The organism is Streptomyces sp. NPDC048506 (genome assembly GCF_040651315.1).
Taxonomy (GTDB): Bacteria; Actinomycetota; Actinomycetes; order Streptomycetales; family Streptomycetaceae; genus Streptomyces.
On record NZ_JBEZIX010000025.1, the window covers coordinates 96,184 to 113,626 of the forward strand.

Consider the following 17,443-nt stretch of genomic DNA (forward strand, 5'->3'; position numbering starts at 1 on the left):
CTTGCCTAAAAGAAAGTATCATCAAGGCAACTTTCCTGGGCACCCCTAAGTCGTGCGAGGCATCATGAACGGATTCATCGGCCGCCAGACCGAGCTCGGCCTGCTGGACGAGCTGCTGAATCCCGTGAAGACCGGCGGGCGCAGCGGACGGCCAGGACGTGCGGTATTGCTCCGCGGGCGCCGACGCGTCGGCAAGTCCCGGCTGGTGGAGGAATTCCTGGAGCGCGCTGACCTTCCGCATGTCTTCTTCACCGCCGTCGGCGGCTCCCGGGAAGAGGACCTGGCGGGCTTCGCTGCCGAGGTGGCCACCTCCAGCCTCCCGGACGCCAGCCGATTCGCGGATTTCGCCACCCCGCAGACCTGGGACGCGGCCCTGAGCCTGCTCGCCTCTGCTCTGCCCACCGATGCACCCAGCGTGGTCGTCCTCGACGAGATGCCCTACCTCGTACGCGAGGACCCCAGCTTCGAGGGCGCACTGCAGAAGGCATTCGACCGGACCCTGTCCAAGCTGCCCGTGCTGCTCATCCTCATCGGATCCGACATCGCCATGATGGAGAAGCTCAACACCTACGGACGACCCTTCTACCAGCGCGGCACCGAGATGGTCGTCCCCCCGCTCACCCCTCGCGATGTCGCTGCCATGCTCGACCTGTCTCCGGCCGACGCCTTCGACGCCTACCTGATCTCCGGCGGGCTCCCCCTGATCCTGGAGGAATGGCCGTACGGCGCCGGCCTCTGGGACTACCTACAGCAGGCCCTGCGTAAGCCCACCTCGGCCCTGCTCGTCAGCGGCGAGCGCACGCTTGCCGCCGAATTCCCCACCGAGGCGCAGGCCCGCACCGTGCTCGGCGCCATCGGCCACGGCGAACGTACTTTCACCCTGATCGGCCGGGCAGCCGGTGACCTCAACCCCGGCTCCGTAAAACGCTCCCTGGAGTTGCTCACCACTCGTCGCATGGTCGCCGCTGATCTGCCCCTGTCCACCAGGCCCAGCCGCGAGACCCGCTACCGCATCGACGACCCCTACCTGCGCTTCTGGCTCTCCTTCATCGGCCCCGGCATCCCCGCCGTCGAACGAGGCCGGGGCGACCGCGTTCTCGACTCCATCCGCACCAGTTGGACATCCTGGCGCGGCCGGGCCATCGAACCCGTCATCCGCGAAGCCCTCTGGCGCCTGGCCGACGACCGGCTCCCCGAAGACACCAACGTCGTCGGCGGCTACTGGACCCGCACCAACAACCCGGAGATCGACCTCATCGGCGCGGACCGCTCGCCCATCGCCAAGAAGATCACCTTCGCCGGGTCAATCAAGTGGCTGGAGAACAAGCCCTTCGACCACCGCGACCTCTCCCGCCTCATCACCCACCGCTCTCAACTCCCCGGCGCCGACGACGACACCCCCCTGCTCGCCGTCACCCGCAGCGGCTGCAGAGCTCAAGGGATTCTCACCCTCACCCCCGAGGACCTGCTCGGCGCCTGGGCCTGACAGCAAGCAGCCATTCGCATATGAGCCACCAGCCATCATTCGGATTCGGCTTCCGTGGGACACGCCGGCCTCACGCGCCATAGCGACCTCTGATGGCAATCCCCACGTCCTTCTCCGGGGGACAGGCGGGGGATAGAAGGTCAACGACGATCAAGTCAAGGCAGGGAAAGATGGGGTAAGAATTTCTCCTCTCGATCGCCACTCTCCCCTCCGAATGTTCCCGCTGGCCTGCAGGAATGCTGCTCTGGCCTGAGCGAACGGTGAAATTGTGCGTCTCCAGCCGAGCCCTGATCAACGGCTCTTACAAAGCAGATGTCGGCGGTTCAAATCCGTCTGTGCCCACCAGGAATTAGCAGGTCAGGGGCCCCTCCGTGCGGATGCGCGGAGGGGCCCCTGCGTGCCGGTACACGTTCAGTGCATGTCGGAGTGGTCGGGCCGCCGCTTCCAGCGCTGATTCATGCTCCTGCTCCAGCTCGGCGAGCGCCTTGGCCGCCTTGCGCCTTCTCCTCTGTCTTCTTGGGCTCGGTCTTCGCTTTGGCCAGGTCGCGAGCGCGGCGCCTGTGCATCTTCTCGGACACCTCGGCCAGGCGGTCGGGGAAGAGGTGTCCGTAGATGTCGAGCGTCACCTTCGCCGGCTTGCAGCCGAGCATGGTCTGGACCACATGGGCGCCGCTGGCGATGGCCATGGAGGCCGCAGTGTGCCGGAGCTTGTGAGGCGTCACACCGAGCTTGCCGAGGCCGGCGGGCTTCACCGCAGGAGCGAAGACGCGGCGCCGGGAGTTGTTCGCGCGCAGCGCGCCGCGCTGTGGGCGCACGGCTCAACACCACGCAGCACTTCCGGATGGAGCGGGCGCCTTGCTTGCGTTCGTTGCCCGTACGCCCGGCTGCCGGGTCGCCCAGCCATTCGACGATGTCCTCGAATCGGACGCGGTCCAATGGGGTGGAACCGCACTTGGGCATGACATGGGCGTCGAGCGTGACCCGGTACCGGTTGCGGGTGGAGCGCTTGAGACGGCGTTGCCCCTCGAACCGTGCCTCGGCTACCTGGGAGGTGGCCCCAGTGGCGTGGGGCACCGAGACGTCCTTTTCGCAGCACCTCGATCGTCTTGGCCTGTTCGGCGTTCTGTCAGCGCAGCCGCTTGAGCTCCTCACGCTCGGCCGTGGTGAGCTCACCGGGCCGTCCCTCGCCCCGGTCTGTCTTGGCCTGGCGGTACCAGCCGCGCAGGGACTCCGAGCTGATGCCCAGATCCCGGGCCACCGCGGTGACCGTCTTGCCCGTGGAGTCCACGAGCGCGATCGCGTCCCGCTTGAACTCCTCGGTGTACCGCTTCGTGTACTTGTTTCCCACCTGGTGCTACTTCCTCTGGAACCTCAGGTCCCAGTCTCCAGGTGTCCACGATCAAGGGGAAGGCTCAGCGGGTTGCTCATGACTGGGGCATGGCGCTGGATGAGCTGTCCAAGCGGATCGGCGGCGGCGACCCAGAAAGTGCGGCGTCCCGTCTGCGACGCACCGCCGACGGTCACGAGTTCAACGAAGACGTCACTGCCCAGTTATTCCAGGTGCGGTGACCGGTGGCTGAGAACTTCAAGGAACTTCTCAAGCAGGATTTCTCGGATTTGGAAGCTGCAGTCGGGTCTTGGCAGAAGCTGGCCAAGGCGCTGGAGGAGGCTCAGGTCCGGCACCGGCACAAGGTGACCGGACCACTGCACGCGAGTGGGTGGCAGGGGGTGGACTCCCGCTACGCCTTCATGAAGATGGAGACGAGCGAGAGCCAGCTCGGCACCGCGCAGTCCGACGTCACCTCCATCGCCACCATCTTGGACACCGTTCACACCAAGATGAAGGAAGCCCAGGAGGACTTGCGCCGGTGTGTGCGCACCGCGGAACTCGATGGGTACATCGTCGACGACCACGGCAACGTGACGGACGGCCGGGCCTGTCCCCCCGGCAACGCCGACGCCGACGAGCAGGAAGAGCATCAGCTGCGCGTCGCCAAGCTGGAGGGCTACAAGAACGACATCGAGTACACCATTCGGGACGCTAGTAGCGCTGACTGGGACGGGACGCAGCTCCTTCAGCAGATCGACGCCTTCAACCTCGACAAGGACTACGGCGCGTCGAAGGCCGAAGAAGGAGCCCGCAAGGTCGCGGAGTTCTCCCACCTCAGTGAGGATTCCATCCCTTCGAAGAAGGACCCGAAGGAGAACGCCAAGTGGTGGTCGGGCCTCACCGAACAGGAGCGGCAGTCATATCTCGACGCCTACCCCGAGAAGATCGGCTGGCTTGACGGTATACCCAGCGCCGACCGTGACGAGGCGAACCGCAAGGTGGTGGATTTCCAGCTCGCGGAGTACGAGATGAAGAAGGAAAACGGCGAGTTGGGCATCCGCGACCAGCGGCAGTACGAGGGCCTGCAGAAACTGCAGACCGCGCTCGACAAGGCCGATGGCAGTAAGGACGAGAACAAGCAGCTGTACGTGCTGGGGATCGACACGAAGGCCCGCGACGGGCGCGCCGTGGTGTCCCAGGGAAATCCGGACACCGCGCGGAACGTTGCAGTGCAAGTACCCGGCACTGACAACGACTTGACGAACGTTGATGAGCAGATCGAGCGGGTAGGCCGGCGGCAGAAGGCGTCCCAGGACAAGGGTGGCGAGAGCACCGCGGTGGTGTCGTGGCTCGGATACGACGCCCCCGAGGTCGACGGCAGCATGACCACGACCGGGCGTGCCGACGCTGGTGCTGGCGACCTGAGGAGCTTCACGCATGGCTTGCGCGAATCACACACCGGCGAGCGTGCCCATATGACCGTGCTGGGACACAGCTACGGCTCGACGGTGGTGGGCGACGCCGCATCCCATGGCAACGGCATCGATGCCGACGATGTCGTTGTGGTTGGCAGCCCGGGAATGACAGTGGACCACGCCAAGGACCTGCAGATGGACCCGGACCATGTTTGGGCTGGCTGGGCACCGGACGACATGGTCTCCACCGTCGCCTCGGACAAGACCCTGGGAGAGAATCCCGCAGACCAGGAGTTCGGAGGCAAGGTCTTCGACGTGGACACCTCGGGGCACGGCGGCTATTGGGACAAGCGCAGTGACAGCCTCGCCAACCAGGGCCGCATCATCGCCGGAGTGCCTCCTACAAGGGGGGAGTATCACGTGCACCCGCAGCCCAACCCACCCGGGACCACGGGGCCGAAATGGTGACCGGCAGCACCCGGCGCCCCGTCCGTATCAGCGTGCTCACACTCGTTGCCTTGCTCGCATCTGGAGGATGTATGACCGACTCCGGGAAAAACGATCCGCTACCCGTCAAGAGCAGAGAGGGAGCCGAACGCTCGGCCCGCGAACTGATCGCCTCACTGGCCAGTCAGTACGGCCTCCAGGTCGACGGTAAAACGGTGAGTAAGGAATTCTTCGAATGTTTTGGTGAAAACCACGAGCATGCCAATGACGGCCGTTTCGACCTGTCCTACGCAGTGCGTGCCAAGCTCCACGGGGACGAGCATGGCAAGGCCCTGCGCCCCATGCGCAAGAAGCTCGAAGCCGAGGGCTACAAGGTCAGTGGCTACCGTGAGGAGCCGTCGCAGGCACTCATGGACGCCAAAGGTGGCAGCGATAACTTCTTTGTCTCGGTGGAAACTTTCGGGCGCGGCAACGCGCTTGTCTTCTCCGTGGAAACTCCCTGCTTTCTGCCGCCCGGCGTGAAGCAGGAACAGGTGTCGGCCCCGGTCCCCGCACAGAAATCCAACCCGATCGCCCCGGCAGCCCCCTCGCTCGCCGCAGGGCCCATAACCTCCACCACCCGCTTCCCCGACAACCCCTTCGGCTGATCGATCCCCGGACAGCCCGGCCCGGTTGGTGCCCCGCCGACTGGTTCCTGCAGTGCGCCTTCGGCGGGCACATCCAGGGCACTGCACACCGGGAAAACCCTGCGGACCAGCGAGAACTACCGAGCGTAGTTTCCCCTGGTCCGCGCGGGCTTTTCGGAATCAATCATGGTTGGGGTCTTCGGTTTTCTGTACCCCGTTTTTCGTACCTGGCCTCTGTCCCAGGCTTTTGCCCCGGCAGTTGGTGACGGCTGCCCATGACGGTTGTCCGTGACGGCTGCTCGTGGCGTCGGCGCCGGCAGGAGTGTTCGGTGCTCGTGGGTGAAGTGGCGCAACTTTCCGCGCTCGATTTTTTCGGGGCTTATGGGGTTGGATGTCCGCATTCGTTGGGTGGGCATTCTTGGGCATTCTTGGGTGTTCTTGGCGGTGGATTGTCAGGTCAGTGGCCTCCGGCTCGTTCAGGCCGGGGGTCACTGGTGTGCGGGGGAGGGTCGGGTTCGGGGGTGTCGGTGGGCTGTTGTTCGGGGTGGAGGTGGCGTGTATGGTCGGAACGCGGACTTGAAGTTTCAAGTAAATCTTCAAGTAAATGGTTCGGCGGGGGCGGGCGGTGTGCCGGTTCTGGTGCGGCGGCTGGTCAGTGATGGCAGGAAAGGTCCTTGATGACGTCCTCTCTCGGCACCCTTGAGTCCGTGCGCGGCGGCGGTTCGGTGCGCCCTGTGCCTGCTCTGCACGGATATGACACCGGGCTGCTCCTGCTGCGGCTCGTGCTCGGGCTGACCATGGCGGCCCATGGCGCCCAGAAGCTGTTCGGCTGGTTCGGCGGGCCGGGGCTGGACGGGACCGGGCAGTTCTTCACGATGAGCGGGTACCCGTCGGGCCGCGCCATGGCCGTCGTCGCCGGTGTGAGCGAGGCGCTCGGCGGGCTCGGGCTCGTGGTCGGGCTGCTGACGCCGCTCGCCGCTGCGGCGGTCGTCGGCACGATGATCAATGCGCTCGCCGTGAAGTGGGGCGGCGGATTCTTCGCACCCAAGGGCGTGGAGTACGAACTGCTGCTCGCCGCCGGTGCGGCGGCCCTGGCGCTGACCGGCCCCGGGCGTTACGCCGTCGACCGCATCCTGCCCGGTCTGCGTGCGCACCGGCTGGCGTACGGCGTGGCCGCGTTGCTGCTTGCCGCGGTGATGGCCGGCGGGGTGTTGCTGGTCCGGACGTGAGACCCCGGGCAGGGAGCAGGAGAGCTGGAGAGCAAGAGCGCCGGGGAGCAGGAGTGCTGGGGAGCAGGAGTGCTGGGGAGTGCGAGGGGGAGCGACAGGGCCGGGAGCGGCAGGCAGGTCAGGAGCGTGGCGCCACGGATGGTGTCGCGGTAGTCGATAAGGGAGTGGATTCATGGCCGTACGACGGCTCAACCATGCGGTGCTGTACGTCCGCGAATTGGCGCGGTCCGTTGCGTTCTACACCGAGGCTCTGGGGCTCACGGTGGACGTCGAGATACCGGGGCGGGCCGCGTTCCTCAGCGCGCCTGGTTCGCTCAACGATCACGATCTGGGGCTGTTCGCGGTGGGGTCGCACGCGCCTGGGCCCGAGGCCGGGCGGGTCGGGCTCTACCACCTGGCCTGGGAGGTCGGCACGCTCGGCGAGCTCGCCGCGGCCGAGGCGCAGCTCGCCGAGCGCGGGGCTCTCGTCGGCTCCAGCGATCACCTGGTGTCCAAGTCCCTGTACGCCAGGGACCCGGACGGCAATGAGTTCGAGGTGATGTGGCGGGTCCCGCGGGAGGACTGGCCGGGGCCCGACGAGGCGGACCGGCTGCGACCGCTCGATCTGGCGGTGGCGTTGCAGCGCTGGGGCCCGGACCTGGTGACGGGCGCCGCGGCCGGCTCGGCCACCTGAGGTCGGTCGGCCTCAGGCGTCCGGCGTCGCCCCAGCTGCCGGGTGCTCCTGCGGTACCGGCTCACCATGTGCAGCCGGCTTCGCCCGCTCGGCCCGTACCGCCCAGCGCTGCTCGACTCCGGCCACCCGCCAGTACGCCAGTGCCGCGGCCCAGACCACCACGAACAGGCCGACGATGATGAAGCCGACGTTGTCGAGGTTGAGGCCGGAGATCCAGCCGGTCAGCGGGTCGTTGAGGGCGAGCTTGTCGTGGAGGACGGTCACCAGCTCGATCGTGCCGATGAAGAAGGCGACGGCGATCGACAGGCCGGTGATGGTGAGGTTGTAGTAGACCTTGCGCACCGGGTTGGAGAACGCCCACTGGTAGGCGAAGTTCATGAACGTGCCGTCGAGGGTGTCGAACAGGCTCATTCCGGCGGCGAACAGCAGCGGCAGGCACAGCACCGCGTACCAGGGCAGGCCGGCCGCGGCGCCGCTGCCGGCCATCACCATCAGCGTCACCTCGCTGGCGGTGTCGAAGCCGAGTCCGAAGAGGAAGCCGAGCGGGAACATCTGGCCGGGGCGGGTGATGGACTTGGTGAAGCGGCCCAGGAAGCGGTTCATGAAGCCGCGTGAGTCCAGGTGCGTTTCCAGCTCGGCCTCGTCGTATCGGCCCGCGCGCATTGCCCGGAAGACCCGCAGGATGCCGATGAGCGCCACCAGGTTGAGCGCGGCGATCAGATAGAGGAACGAGCCGGATACGGTGGTGCCGATGACGCCGAGCAGCTGGTGGGTGCGGGTGCTGTTGTTCATCAGCGTCCCGGCCAGTCGGGTACCGCCGGCGATCAGCGCGGCGAGGACAACCACCACGCTCGAATGCCCCAGCGCGAACCAGAAGCCCACCGAGATCGGCCGCTTGCCGTCGGCCATCAGCTTGCGGGTGGTGTTGTCGATCGCGGCGATGTGGTCGGCGTCGAAGGCGTGGCGCATGCCGAGGGTGTAGGCGGTGATGCCGAGCCCGACGCCGAAGACCTGGCTGCCGACGGAGTAGTGGTGGGGGACCACGAGCAGGAACAGCACGCCGAAGGCGACGACGTGCAGCCCGGCTATGACGGCCATCAGGCCCGCGGTACGGACGGTGTCCTGCCGGCGCCAGCGGAACGCGACGGCGACAGGGGTGGTCGGGTTCGGGGTATCGGTGGACAGGGCCATCCGGTCACGCTCCAGCACCTCGTGGATCAGTTCGTGAGATGCCGTGGCCGGTCTCCTGGCTTACGGGTTCGCTGACGCTCGCGCCCACCCCCGCCTTCCCGGCCGCAGGCTGCGGTCAGTGGCGCCGTACGCGCGCCGTGCGCATACGGAAAGGGCTGGAAACTCCCCGATCACAGTGGCGAGGGCCGCTCCGGACTGGGACCACTAGGTCCGTCACCGGTCTTCCCGAACACCACGGCCCGGTCACTCTAACTGCTCACCGGGAGGGGACGGGCGGGCGCCGTTCGTCCGTGGTGCACGGCCGGGCCGGTCGGAAGAGAGCCAGGTCGTGGACGGTGGCCACGGGCACCGGCGGGCCAAGGAGGGCGGTCAACGGCGTCAGTAGGGCAAGGAGACGTCAGCAGTGCGAGGAGGCGTCAGCAGTGCAAGGAGGAGAGGAATGCGTGGAGTTCGTGGTCGAAGAGCGTGGTGTTCTCCAGGTTGACCATGTGGGCGGCGCCCGGTATGCGGACTCTTCGGGCCCCGGGGACCGTGAGCGCTATTGCATGGGCGTTGGCCGAGATGTCCGAGCTGTCGAGGTCGCCGTCGAACACCACCGTCGGTACCCCGATCTCGCCCAGGCGGTCCGCCGCGCCGACTTCCAGGGGCATCCCGGCGCCCACGCCATCGGCATGCACCTCGACGTTGGCCGCGGCCGAGGCGCGCATCCGCTCGCGGAACCCGGGGTGGACGGCGGACGGTTCGCGGTGCGGGCCGTCCACCCACATCCGTAGGAAGTGCTCGACGTAGCGCTCCGCGCCGTCCGGGGCGCCGATCGCCGCCACCTGCTCCCCGATGTGCTCCAGGACGAAGGGGTCGGTGAAGGGACGGCCGCTGATCCCGGGGGAGGCCAGCGCGAGGGCGGTTACCCGGTCGGGGTGGGCTATCGCGGTGTCGAGTGCGACCCGTGCACCGTGGGAGAGCCCGATGAGGACGGCGTGGGGGACGTCCAGCGCGTCCAGCAGGGTGCACAGGTCGTCGTGGTTGGCGTAGTCGCCGGCCACCGTGGAGGACAGGCCGTGGCCCCGGGAGTCGTAGCGGATCGCGCGGAGGCCGGAGTTCACCAACCAGGAGAACTGCTCGTCCCACATGTGCTGGTCGAGCATGCCGCCGTGCAGCAGGACCACGGCGGGGCCCGAGCCCGCCGTCTCGTAGAAGAGCTCGCCGTCGTCGATCGGCACGATGCCGTTGTCGATCTCGGACCAGGCCGTGATGGGCGGGGTCATTCTCCGGACCGTCCTTTGCCGGGGGCGCGAGCGGGGTCAGCAGCGCCGGTGGTGTCAGTGGGGTTTCTGTCTTTTCTATCGCGATTGTCGGGAGTGTGGTCAGTGCCGGTTTCGCTTGGCGACATGCGCGCACCGTTCGCCAGGTGCCGGAACTCCTCGCCGAGTCGGTCGAGTACGTGCAGTGCGGTGCGGACGTCCTCGGTGGACAGATCTGCCAGGCGCTGCCGCAGCTCCGTCACCTCGAACTCCTGGATGCCGCGTATCGCCTCCGCGCCTTGGGCGGTGAGCTCGATCAGGGGCGAGCGGCGGTGGGCGGGATTCGGGGCCGTGACGACCAGGTCCAGCTCCGCGGCGTGGTTCACCCAACGCTGCACCGGCTGTCTGTCGAGGTCCATCGAGCGCGCCAACTGCGGGACCGTTCGCGGGCCTTCGGTACGCAGTGCATCCAGCAGGGCGTGTTCGCCGGCGGTCATGCCGGTGGCCTGGAGCTCGCGCTCCACTGCGCGGACGACCGTGCGGTGCAGTGGCCACAGGCGGCGGATGACGCCGTACAGCAACTCCGCGGCAGGTGTGGGTTCTTCGGCGGGCCTCGGTTCTTCGGGCGGCCTGGGTTCTTCGGTGGGTGTGTGTTCTTCGGTGGGGGTGGGCGTCGGGTCTCCGGCGCCCCTCCCTCCGTTCCGTCCGGCATCCTCCGCGTTGACACTCATGATGTCATGATGGCATCACTGATGTCATTTGGGAAGGGGGTGGTCGCTCTGAGTGGTCACCCTTCCGTCGGACGTGGAGCCGCTTCGGGGGAGAAGGTGATGACCAGGTCGGCGCGGTCGCGGGTGGCCGCCACGACGCGGGCGTTGGCCTCGTCCGAGGTGAGGACGAATCGCTCGGCCTCGGCACGCGGGCGTCCGAAGCGCACATGCCGGTCGACCAGCCGGCGGACCCGCTCGGGAGCGTCCAGGTCCACGTACCAGACCTCGTCGAGCAGTCCGCGGATCCGTGACCAGGGAGCCGAGTCGAGGAGGAGGTAGTTGCCTTCGGTGACGACGAGCGGGACATGCGGTGCCACCGGGATGCTGCCGGCGACCGGCTCCTCGATGCGGCGGTCGAAGGTCGGGGCGTAGACGGCGGTGTCCGGCTCCGGCGAGCGCAGGCGCGCCAGTAGCGCCGCGTAGCCGGCGGGATCGAAGGTGTCGGGCGCGCCCTTGCGGTCCGCCCGGCCGAGGCGGCGCAACTCGGCCTCTGCGAGGTGGAAACCGTCCATCGGGACGAGCGTCGCCCGGCCGGCCAGCTCGGCCACCAGGTGGGCGGCGAGGGTGGACTTTCCGGCGCCGGGCGGCCCGGTGATGCCGAGCAGCCGGCGCCGGGTCGGGGTCGCGGTGGCGGCCAGCCGATGGGCGCGGGAGAGGAGGTGCCGGGGATCCATGGTGCGTCCATCGTGCCCGATCGCGGGTCGAGCCGGCCGGCCGGTGGTGTGCCGGCCCCGGGGTCAGACGTAGTACTCCATGCCGTACTTCGCGCCGATCCCGTTGAGGTGGTCGAGATCGGGGTGGCCGTCCTTCATCGCGACCGGGCCGGCCTCGAACACGTCCTCCATGAAAGCGTCCCAGCCGCCGGGTGACGAGACCTGTAGGCAGCGGGCGGGCGGCTGGGAGGCGTTGCGCATGGCGTGCGGGACGCCGTGCGGCAGCAGGGCGCACATGCCGGCGGTCAGGCGGTGGGTGGTGCCGTCGAAGTCGACCTCCATCTCGCCTTCGAGGACATAGACGAATTCATCGGCGTGGTGGTGGACGTGTAGCGGGACATCGATGTCGAGTCGGTTCTCCAGGATGGCGAGCCGGCCTTCGGTGTCGGTGGTGCGCGCCTTGACGTCCTGGCCGGGCGCCAGGGGGACGCGCCCCGGCCGCCGTTCGCCGGGCTGTAGTACGAGGAAACGCTCCTTGGGCATGGTGATCGCTGATCCTCTCCGGGCTTCTCGGATGGTGCGGGACCTCTCGGGTGGTGCGGGACTTGTCGGTGTTGCGGGAGTGCTTGGTGGTCTGGTGCAGGGCTTGCCGGTGGAGCTGAAAGGAATTTCAAGCGGAATCCACAAGCGGAATCGGAATCCGATTCCGCTTGTGGAGCGTAGCAGTAGCATCGGCGCTGTGGCACCCTCTTCGACCCCTCCCGCCCCCCAGCGCAGGCCGCGCGCCGACGCCGAGCGCAACCGGACCCGTGTCCTGGACGCCGCGCGGGAGGTGTTCCGTGCGCGCGGCGACGAGGCGCAGATGCCCGAGGTCGCCCGGGCCGCGGGGGTGGGCATCGGTACGGTCTACCGGCACTTCCCCAGCCGGGCGGCCCTGATCGCCGCCGTGGGGGAGCAACGGCAGGCGGAGCTCGTGGAGTTCGGGCGCAGTCACTGTCTGCCGCGCACCGGAGCCGCCGAGGGGCTGGCCGCCTACGTCGAGCACATCGGGGAGGTGCTCGACGCCGAACGCGGGCTGTCCGCGTCGATCGAGGCGGCGTTCGGTTCCTCCGAGCCGACCGGGGAGGGGCGGGCACAGGCCGAGACGGTCGCGGGTCAACTCCTCGCCCGTGCCAAGGAGGAGGGCACGGTGCGGGAGGACGTCGAGGTCGGTGATGTGGTGATGATCGTGTGCGGGCTGGCGGCGGTCATCCGGCACGACGCCGGTGACTGGCGGCGCTACGTCCGCAATGCGTGTGCGGGGCTGCGCCCCTAGAGGTGTATGGCCTAGTGCCGCGTCAGGCAACGGTCGCCCTGACGACGACCTCGCGTAGCCGTTCGTCGGCGGCGTGCTTGTTCCGCCAGATGATGTAGCGGCGGATCATGCTGCCCTGCTCGTTGTGGCTGGCGTGGTCGGTGCCGTTGAGGGCGAAGTAGCGCAGGGCGGCGAACTGGGCTTCGATGCGGTTGAGCCAGGAGCTGTTGGTCGGGGTGTAGAGCGCCCGGCGTCGGGGCCTGGGCTCGCGGCCTGGGTCCTTGTGCCTGCCGCCGCGCTCGGCCCATTGCCGGCCGGGGTGGGGCTGGAGGTTGAGCGGCCCGAACTCGTCCAGGCAGAAGACGACTTCGGGCTCGCCGTCCTCGGCTATGACCTCGCTGTCAGCGATCGCGTAGAGGTGCTCGATGCGGGCCTTCTTGGCCGCGTAGTCGGGGGCGCGGGAGGTCTTCCAGGTCTTTATGCGTGGAAACGAGACTCCCTCCTCGCGGAGCAGGCTGCGCAGGCCCTCGTGGCTGATGTCGTCGACCACCCCCTCGGCGACCAGGAAGTCGGCCAGTTTGGCCAGGCTCCAGGTCGAGAACGGCAGGCCGTGCTCGGCCTGCCTGGACTTGGCGATCTTCTTGATCTCGCGCCGCTCGGGCAGCGTGAACGTTCTCGGCCGGCCGCCCTTGTACTTCGGGTAGAGCGCCTCGAACCCGTCCGCGTTGAAGTTATGGATCACATCCCGGACCCGGTCCGCACGGGTGAACGTCACCTCGGCGATCTTCGCCACGGGCATGCCCTGCGCGGACAGCAGCACCATCTGGGCTCGCCGCCAGGTCACCACTGCCCAGTGCCGCTGCGGACGATCCGCAGCAGGCGCTGCCCCTCGTCGTCATCGATCTCACGGACGCGTACTCGTTCTGCCATCAGGGCGGCCTGCCGAGACCACGCCACCTGCGCGGCGGATGCCGCACTATCGGCGTGTCGCGTGCATCTCCTGAAACAACTCGAACTCGCCATCAGGGGCGGCGCTGAACCCTTGCCAGTGGAAAGAGGTCGGCGTGACCTCCGTGAACGTCCACCGCGAGCGCCTGCCCTGGGAGTCGGTGCCCTCCTGGATCATCCCACCGGCGCCGTCAGGCCGACCGACCTGGGAGAAGTACGAAGGAAGCTTCGGTGAGATCCACGTAATCTGCCACAGCCCGGTCGTGACGTCGTACATACGGATGGTGGTGCCAGGGTACCGGTCGTGGAACTCCGGGCAGAAGAGCACATCCTGCACCACCCTCCCACCCAGGGCCCAGCCGAAACGCCACTCGCCCACTGCTGTGCGCCACTGACCATCACCAAACCGGTACCGGTTGCTGATCTTCCACGTTCCGACCAGCCGACCGTAGAGCATCATCGCCTCCGCGTGGTCCGGATCCGGACCTGCCGCCGACAACAGCTCCAGCATCGAGTCACGAAACGACACAGTCATCAGGGCTGCAACCTCCTGCTTATGTCACACGGTTGATCGGTCCGAGGGTAACCATCCCCACCGACAGGGCGAACGTTGCCTGACGCGGCATTAGGAGGCGTATGGCCTCGGGCCGCGATGCTCCTGCGGGTGTGTACTCAGTCCGTGGTCCCCAGCCGCCACAGTGACGTGACCTCGGCGGCGCGGGCCACGTGCAGCGGGTCGGAGGTGTCCCGGGCGCGGGGATGGCGCGGGGTGATGTCGAGTCGGCCCAGGACCGTGAGACCGGCGTCGGCGAAGGCGTCCAGCAGTTCGGCGTGCGGGCGCAGCCCGAGATGCTCTGCCAGGTCGGAGAGGATCAGCCAGCCCTCGCCAGCCGGGGTCAGATGGTCCGCGAGGCCGTCCAGGAAGCCGTACAGCATGCGGTTTCCCGGGTCGTACACCGCGTGCTCCACCGGGGAGGTCGGTTTCGCGGGCACCCACGGGGGGTTGCAGACGACCAGGGGGGCGCGTCCGGCCGGGAAGAGATCGGCCTCGACCACCTCCACCTGGTCGGCCACCCCCAGTCGTTCGGTGTTCTCGCGGGCGCAGGCCAGTGCGCGCGGGTCCTGGTCGGTGGCCACGACTCGGCGAACGCCGCGGCGGGCCAGCACCGAGGCGAGGACGCCGGTCCCGGTGCCGATGTCGAACGCCAGCTCCTGCGAGGGCAGCGGTGCCTGCGCGACCAGGTCGACGTACTCGCCGCGGGCCGGAGAGAAGACCCCGTAGTGCGGGTGGATCCGGTCGCCGCCGAGCGCCGGGATCTCCACGCCCTTCTTGCGCCACTCGTTGGCGCCGACGAGGGCGAGCAGTTCGCGCAGCGAGACGAGGGTGGCGGCCGGGGCCGACTGCTCCGCCGGGTCGGCGGCCTCCGCAGGTGCGGGTTGCGCGGGGCCGTAGGCACGGGTGCAGGCCTCGCGGACGTCAGGGGCTCGGTGCAGCGGCACGCCGTAGCTCGCGTCGAGCGGGACCAGCAACATGCCCAGGATGCGGGCGCGGTGGTTCTGGGCGGCGCGGTGCCGGTGGAACGCCTGGGTGACGTCGGCGGGCAGCGCCTTGCGGGGACGGCGGTCGATGCGGCGAGCCATCGCGGTCAGCAGCTGGCGGGCGTTGTGGAAGTCGCCGCGCCACAAAAGCGCGGTGCCCTCGCAGGCGAGCTTGTACGCATCGTCGGCCCGTGTCCGGTCGTCGGCGATGACGATCCGGCGGGGTGGCGGGGAGCCGTTCTCGGAACGCCAACGGGCGGAGCGGGGCCGGTCGGCCTCGGTCCATTCGACGACCGGTGGTGCGTTCACCGAAGTGTGCCTCGTGTGTGTGGTGCGGGCCCGTCCCCTGGGGCGTCGCTGCGGTGCGGAACCCGGCCTGCCGGCGGAGCGTGGTGGCGCTCGCGGAGGCGGTGAGCGGGGGTGATGTTGACGATCGACTGTACTCCGCATCGTCCGGGCACGAGGCATCGCGGTGGCGCGGTGGCGCGGCGGCTGCCGCGCCACCGCGGCCGTCCGCCGGCCCGGTCAGTCGATGCCGAAGGCTCCGGCGTAGCGCACCGTGCCGCGCGGGGGTGTGGAGCCGTCCAGGGACAGCGCCATGAACGCCTCGTCCGGCCAGGGCTGGGGCGGCAGGATGCCGAAGCGGGTGGTGGCCGGTGCGAAGCCGAAGCGCGGGTAGTACGGCGGATGGCCGAGCACGATCGCGGTCCGCTCACCGGCCGCCCGCGCCGCCTCCAGCAGTGCTCGGATCGCCGCACCGCCCGCACCGCGCCGCTGGTACGCGGGCAGTACCGCGCACGGGGCGAGTGCCACGGCGGGTACCTGGTCGATATGACAGCGCGTCAGCAGGGTGTGGGCGGCCGGGGTGCCGTCCGGGGCGTCGACGACGTACGACAGTCCGGGCAGCCAGGCCGCCGGGTCGCGGCGCAGCGCATCGACGAGATCGGCCTCCTCGGCCGTCTCGAAGGCGGCGAGGTTGATCCGGCGGACGGCCGGTATGTCCGCGGTGGTCTCGGGGCGGGGAAGCCAGGCGGTGACGCCGGTGCCCCGGTCGACCGGGGCACCGGCGCCCGCGCTACCCGTGCCGCCTCTACTGCCGGCGTCGGGCGTGCCGTCGGCGCCGTGCGTGCCGTCGGTGTCGTGCGTACTGCTCATGTCCTTCATCGTCGCAGCCGGGTCTGACAATCGGCCACGGGATTTCCGCCCGGCGGCCGGCTCAGTGCGCCGTGCGCCGCTCCGGCCGGCGGATGAGGAAGGCCGCGGCGGAGCCGGCGGCGACGAGCGCGACGACCGAGAGGGCGGGGCTCACCCAGCTCGTGCCGAGCCAGTGCCCGCCGAAGTAGCCGAGGCTCACGCTGTACGCGGCCCACGCCAAGCCGGCCAGCGCGGACCAGGGCAGGAACTCGCGGACCGTGCGGTGTGCCACGCCGGCGCCCAGGCTGACCACGGAGCGCCCGGCGGGGGCGAAGCGGGCCAGGACGACGATGCCGCCACCACCGCGGGTCAGCGCCGCGCCGAGTCGTTGCTGTGCCGCCGCCAGCCGTCGGGAGCGGCCGATCGCCCGGTCGAAGCGGTCTCCGCCGCGCCAGGCGAGCCGGTAGGCGACCATGTCGCCCAGCACCGAGGCGGTGGCCGCGCACAGTGCCAGGGAGAACACCTCGGCCACGTGGGAGCCGCCGTGCACCGACGAGGCGACGTCGCCGACCGTGTCGGCCGCGGTGCCGGACCCGGCGGCCGTCGTGGCCGCGGCGATCACCAGGACGCCACTGGGCAGGATCGGGACGAACACGTCGAGAACGATCGAGATGCTGACGATCACGTACACCCAGGGGGTGCCGGTGAGCGGCCCCAGGTCTTCCAACAACGTCCTTCTCCCGGTCCGAACCCCGCCGCGACGTCGCTCGGTGCGGCAGGGGCGGCCCTTTCAGCCATACAGCGTACGCCTGGCTTTCGGGGGTGACGGGGCGGGGGTCGACGAACACGCCACGGCCCGTGCGGCGGCTGCGCCGTACGGGCCGTGGCGTGCACGGGACCCCGGAGGACCGGGGAACCGCTACCGGGCTGAAGGTGCCTCGGGGGCGCCGTCTCAGGCGGCGGAGGGCTCGCGCTGGGCGGCCGGGGCCGCCGCCGGCTCGTCGCTGCCGAAGAAGACGCGGTCCAGCGCCCAGGCGCCGGGGCCGGTGAAGAAGATCAGCAGGAAGGCCCAGCAGAACATCGCGGAGGCCTCGCCACCGTTCTGGATGGGCCACAGCGCGGTGCCCTGGTGGACGGAGAAGTAGGCGTACGCCATCGAGCCGGAGCTGACGAGCGCCGCGGCGCGGGTGCCCAGGCCCAGTATGACGAGGATGCCGCCGGCCAGCTGGATCACCGCCGCGTACCAGCCCGGCCAGCTGCCGGTGGGGATGGTGCCGCCCTGGCCCATGGCGCCGCCGAGGACGCCGAAGAGCGACGACGCGCCGTGGGAGGCGAAGAGCAGGCCGATGACGACGCGGAAGAGGGCGAGCGCGTGCGGGGTCGCCCTCTGGGTGAAGGAAGTGAGCGGTGCGGACATGTGGGGACTCCTACGGCTTCTGGGGACGGAGGGAACCGCGGAGGAACAGG

19 protein-coding genes, 1 pseudogene and 1 riboswitch are annotated in these 17,443 nt (G+C 69.1%); of the genes and pseudogenes, 7 read left to right on the forward strand and 13 right to left on the reverse strand.

What is annotated here, in order from left to right; genetic code table 11:
- Positions 1-64 precede the first annotated feature (64 nt).
- Positions 65-1,486: a DUF234 domain-containing protein gene (locus AB0C96_RS21470; protein WP_362919268.1), complete on the forward strand. Its 1,422-nt coding sequence runs from the start codon at positions 65-67 to the stop codon at positions 1,484-1,486.
- A gap of 455 nt (positions 1,487-1,941) precedes the next feature.
- Here the strand turns inward: AB0C96_RS21470 and AB0C96_RS21475 are convergent, their stop codons facing one another.
- The gene (locus AB0C96_RS21475; RefSeq protein WP_362919269.1) at positions 1,942-2,301 is read right to left on the reverse strand and encodes a hypothetical protein; all 360 of its coding nucleotides are present in this window, start codon (positions 2,299-2,301) and stop codon (positions 1,942-1,944) included.
- Between the two features lie 311 nt (positions 2,302-2,612).
- On the reverse strand, positions 2,613-2,834 hold the full coding sequence (locus tag AB0C96_RS21480; RefSeq protein WP_362919270.1) for a transposase: 222 nt from the start codon (positions 2,832-2,834) through the stop codon (positions 2,613-2,615).
- A gap of 41 nt (positions 2,835-2,875) precedes the next feature.
- Between AB0C96_RS21480 and AB0C96_RS21485 the strand changes: the two genes are divergently transcribed.
- The 5 genes from AB0C96_RS21485 to AB0C96_RS21505 all read left to right on the forward strand — a co-directional run bounded on the left by AB0C96_RS21485 (position 2,876) and on the right by AB0C96_RS21505 (position 7,206).
- Entirely contained in the window at positions 2,876-3,055 is a 180-nt protein-coding gene (locus AB0C96_RS21485) for a hypothetical protein (protein ID WP_362919271.1), read from the forward strand.
- Positions 3,056-3,058: 3 nt separating this feature from the next.
- Positions 3,059-4,699, forward strand: coding sequence for an alpha/beta hydrolase (locus tag AB0C96_RS21490; RefSeq protein ID WP_362919272.1), 1,641 nt, complete (start codon positions 3,059-3,061; stop codon positions 4,697-4,699).
- A gap of 71 nt (positions 4,700-4,770) precedes the next feature.
- Positions 4,771-5,325, forward strand: a complete 555-nt coding sequence (locus tag AB0C96_RS21495) for a hypothetical protein (protein ID WP_362919273.1) — start codon at positions 4,771-4,773, stop codon at positions 5,323-5,325.
- A 656-nt stretch (positions 5,326-5,981) separates the two neighbouring features.
- Positions 5,982-6,533: a DoxX family protein gene (locus AB0C96_RS21500; protein ID WP_362919274.1), complete on the forward strand. Its 552-nt coding sequence runs from the start codon at positions 5,982-5,984 to the stop codon at positions 6,531-6,533.
- Positions 6,534-6,705: 172 nt separating this feature from the next.
- A complete protein-coding gene (locus tag AB0C96_RS21505; protein WP_362919275.1) occupies positions 6,706-7,206 on the forward strand; it encodes a VOC family protein in 501 nt (166 codons plus the stop codon).
- Between the two features lie 12 nt (positions 7,207-7,218).
- Here the strand turns inward: AB0C96_RS21505 and AB0C96_RS21510 are convergent, their stop codons facing one another.
- From AB0C96_RS21510 to AB0C96_RS21530, 5 genes are all read right to left on the reverse strand, one after another.
- The gene (locus tag AB0C96_RS21510) at positions 7,219-8,397 is read right to left on the reverse strand and encodes a HoxN/HupN/NixA family nickel/cobalt transporter (protein ID WP_362919306.1); all 1,179 of its coding nucleotides are present in this window, start codon (positions 8,395-8,397) and stop codon (positions 7,219-7,221) included.
- Positions 8,398-8,424: 27 nt separating this feature from the next.
- Positions 8,425-8,649: riboswitch (cobalamin riboswitch) on the reverse strand.
- Between the two features lie 164 nt (positions 8,650-8,813).
- A complete protein-coding gene (locus AB0C96_RS21515; RefSeq protein WP_362919276.1) occupies positions 8,814-9,662 on the reverse strand; it encodes an alpha/beta hydrolase in 849 nt (282 codons plus the stop codon).
- Positions 9,659-10,369 carry a MarR family transcriptional regulator gene (locus tag AB0C96_RS21520; protein ID WP_362919277.1) on the reverse strand — a complete coding sequence of 237 codons (711 nt, stop codon included), beginning with the start codon at positions 10,367-10,369 and terminating at the stop codon, positions 9,659-9,661. The genes AB0C96_RS21515 and AB0C96_RS21520 overlap by 4 nt, the downstream gene beginning before the upstream one ends.
- Positions 10,370-10,425: 56 nt before the next feature.
- Positions 10,426-11,082: a nucleoside/nucleotide kinase family protein gene (locus AB0C96_RS21525; protein ID WP_362919278.1), complete on the reverse strand. Its 657-nt coding sequence runs from the start codon at positions 11,080-11,082 to the stop codon at positions 10,426-10,428.
- A 63-nt stretch (positions 11,083-11,145) separates the two neighbouring features.
- Positions 11,146-11,604 (reverse strand): cupin domain-containing protein, encoded by a 459-nt coding sequence (locus AB0C96_RS21530; protein ID WP_362919279.1) that lies wholly within the window; start codon positions 11,602-11,604, stop codon positions 11,146-11,148.
- Between the two features lie 196 nt (positions 11,605-11,800).
- Here AB0C96_RS21530 and AB0C96_RS21535 point away from each other — a divergent pair, with 196 nt between their 5' ends.
- Complete coding sequence (locus tag AB0C96_RS21535; RefSeq protein ID WP_362919280.1) at positions 11,801-12,376, forward strand: helix-turn-helix domain-containing protein; 576 nt, start codon at positions 11,801-11,803, stop codon at positions 12,374-12,376.
- Positions 12,377-12,398: 22 nt separating this feature from the next.
- On the opposite strand, the pseudogene AB0C96_RS21540 reads toward AB0C96_RS21535, so the two are convergent.
- From AB0C96_RS21540 to AB0C96_RS21565, 6 genes and pseudogenes are all read right to left on the reverse strand, one after another.
- Positions 12,399-13,285, reverse strand: a pseudogene (locus tag AB0C96_RS21540) (helix-turn-helix domain-containing protein).
- 46 nt (positions 13,286-13,331) lie between these two features.
- Entirely contained in the window at positions 13,332-13,838 is a 507-nt protein-coding gene (locus AB0C96_RS21545; RefSeq protein ID WP_362919281.1) for a hypothetical protein, read from the reverse strand.
- 137 nt (positions 13,839-13,975) lie between these two features.
- Positions 13,976-15,151 (reverse strand): class I SAM-dependent methyltransferase, encoded by a 1,176-nt coding sequence (locus AB0C96_RS21550; RefSeq protein ID WP_362919282.1) that lies wholly within the window; start codon positions 15,149-15,151, stop codon positions 13,976-13,978.
- Between the two features lie 216 nt (positions 15,152-15,367).
- Positions 15,368-15,997 (reverse strand): N-acetyltransferase, encoded by a 630-nt coding sequence (locus AB0C96_RS21555; RefSeq protein WP_362919283.1) that lies wholly within the window; start codon positions 15,995-15,997, stop codon positions 15,368-15,370.
- Between the two features lie 61 nt (positions 15,998-16,058).
- The gene (locus AB0C96_RS21560; protein WP_362919284.1) at positions 16,059-16,706 is read right to left on the reverse strand and encodes a VTT domain-containing protein; all 648 of its coding nucleotides are present in this window, start codon (positions 16,704-16,706) and stop codon (positions 16,059-16,061) included.
- Between the two features lie 222 nt (positions 16,707-16,928).
- Positions 16,929-17,393 (reverse strand): DoxX family protein, encoded by a 465-nt coding sequence (locus AB0C96_RS21565; RefSeq protein WP_362919285.1) that lies wholly within the window; start codon positions 17,391-17,393, stop codon positions 16,929-16,931.
- Positions 17,394-17,443: the final 50 nt, after the last annotated feature.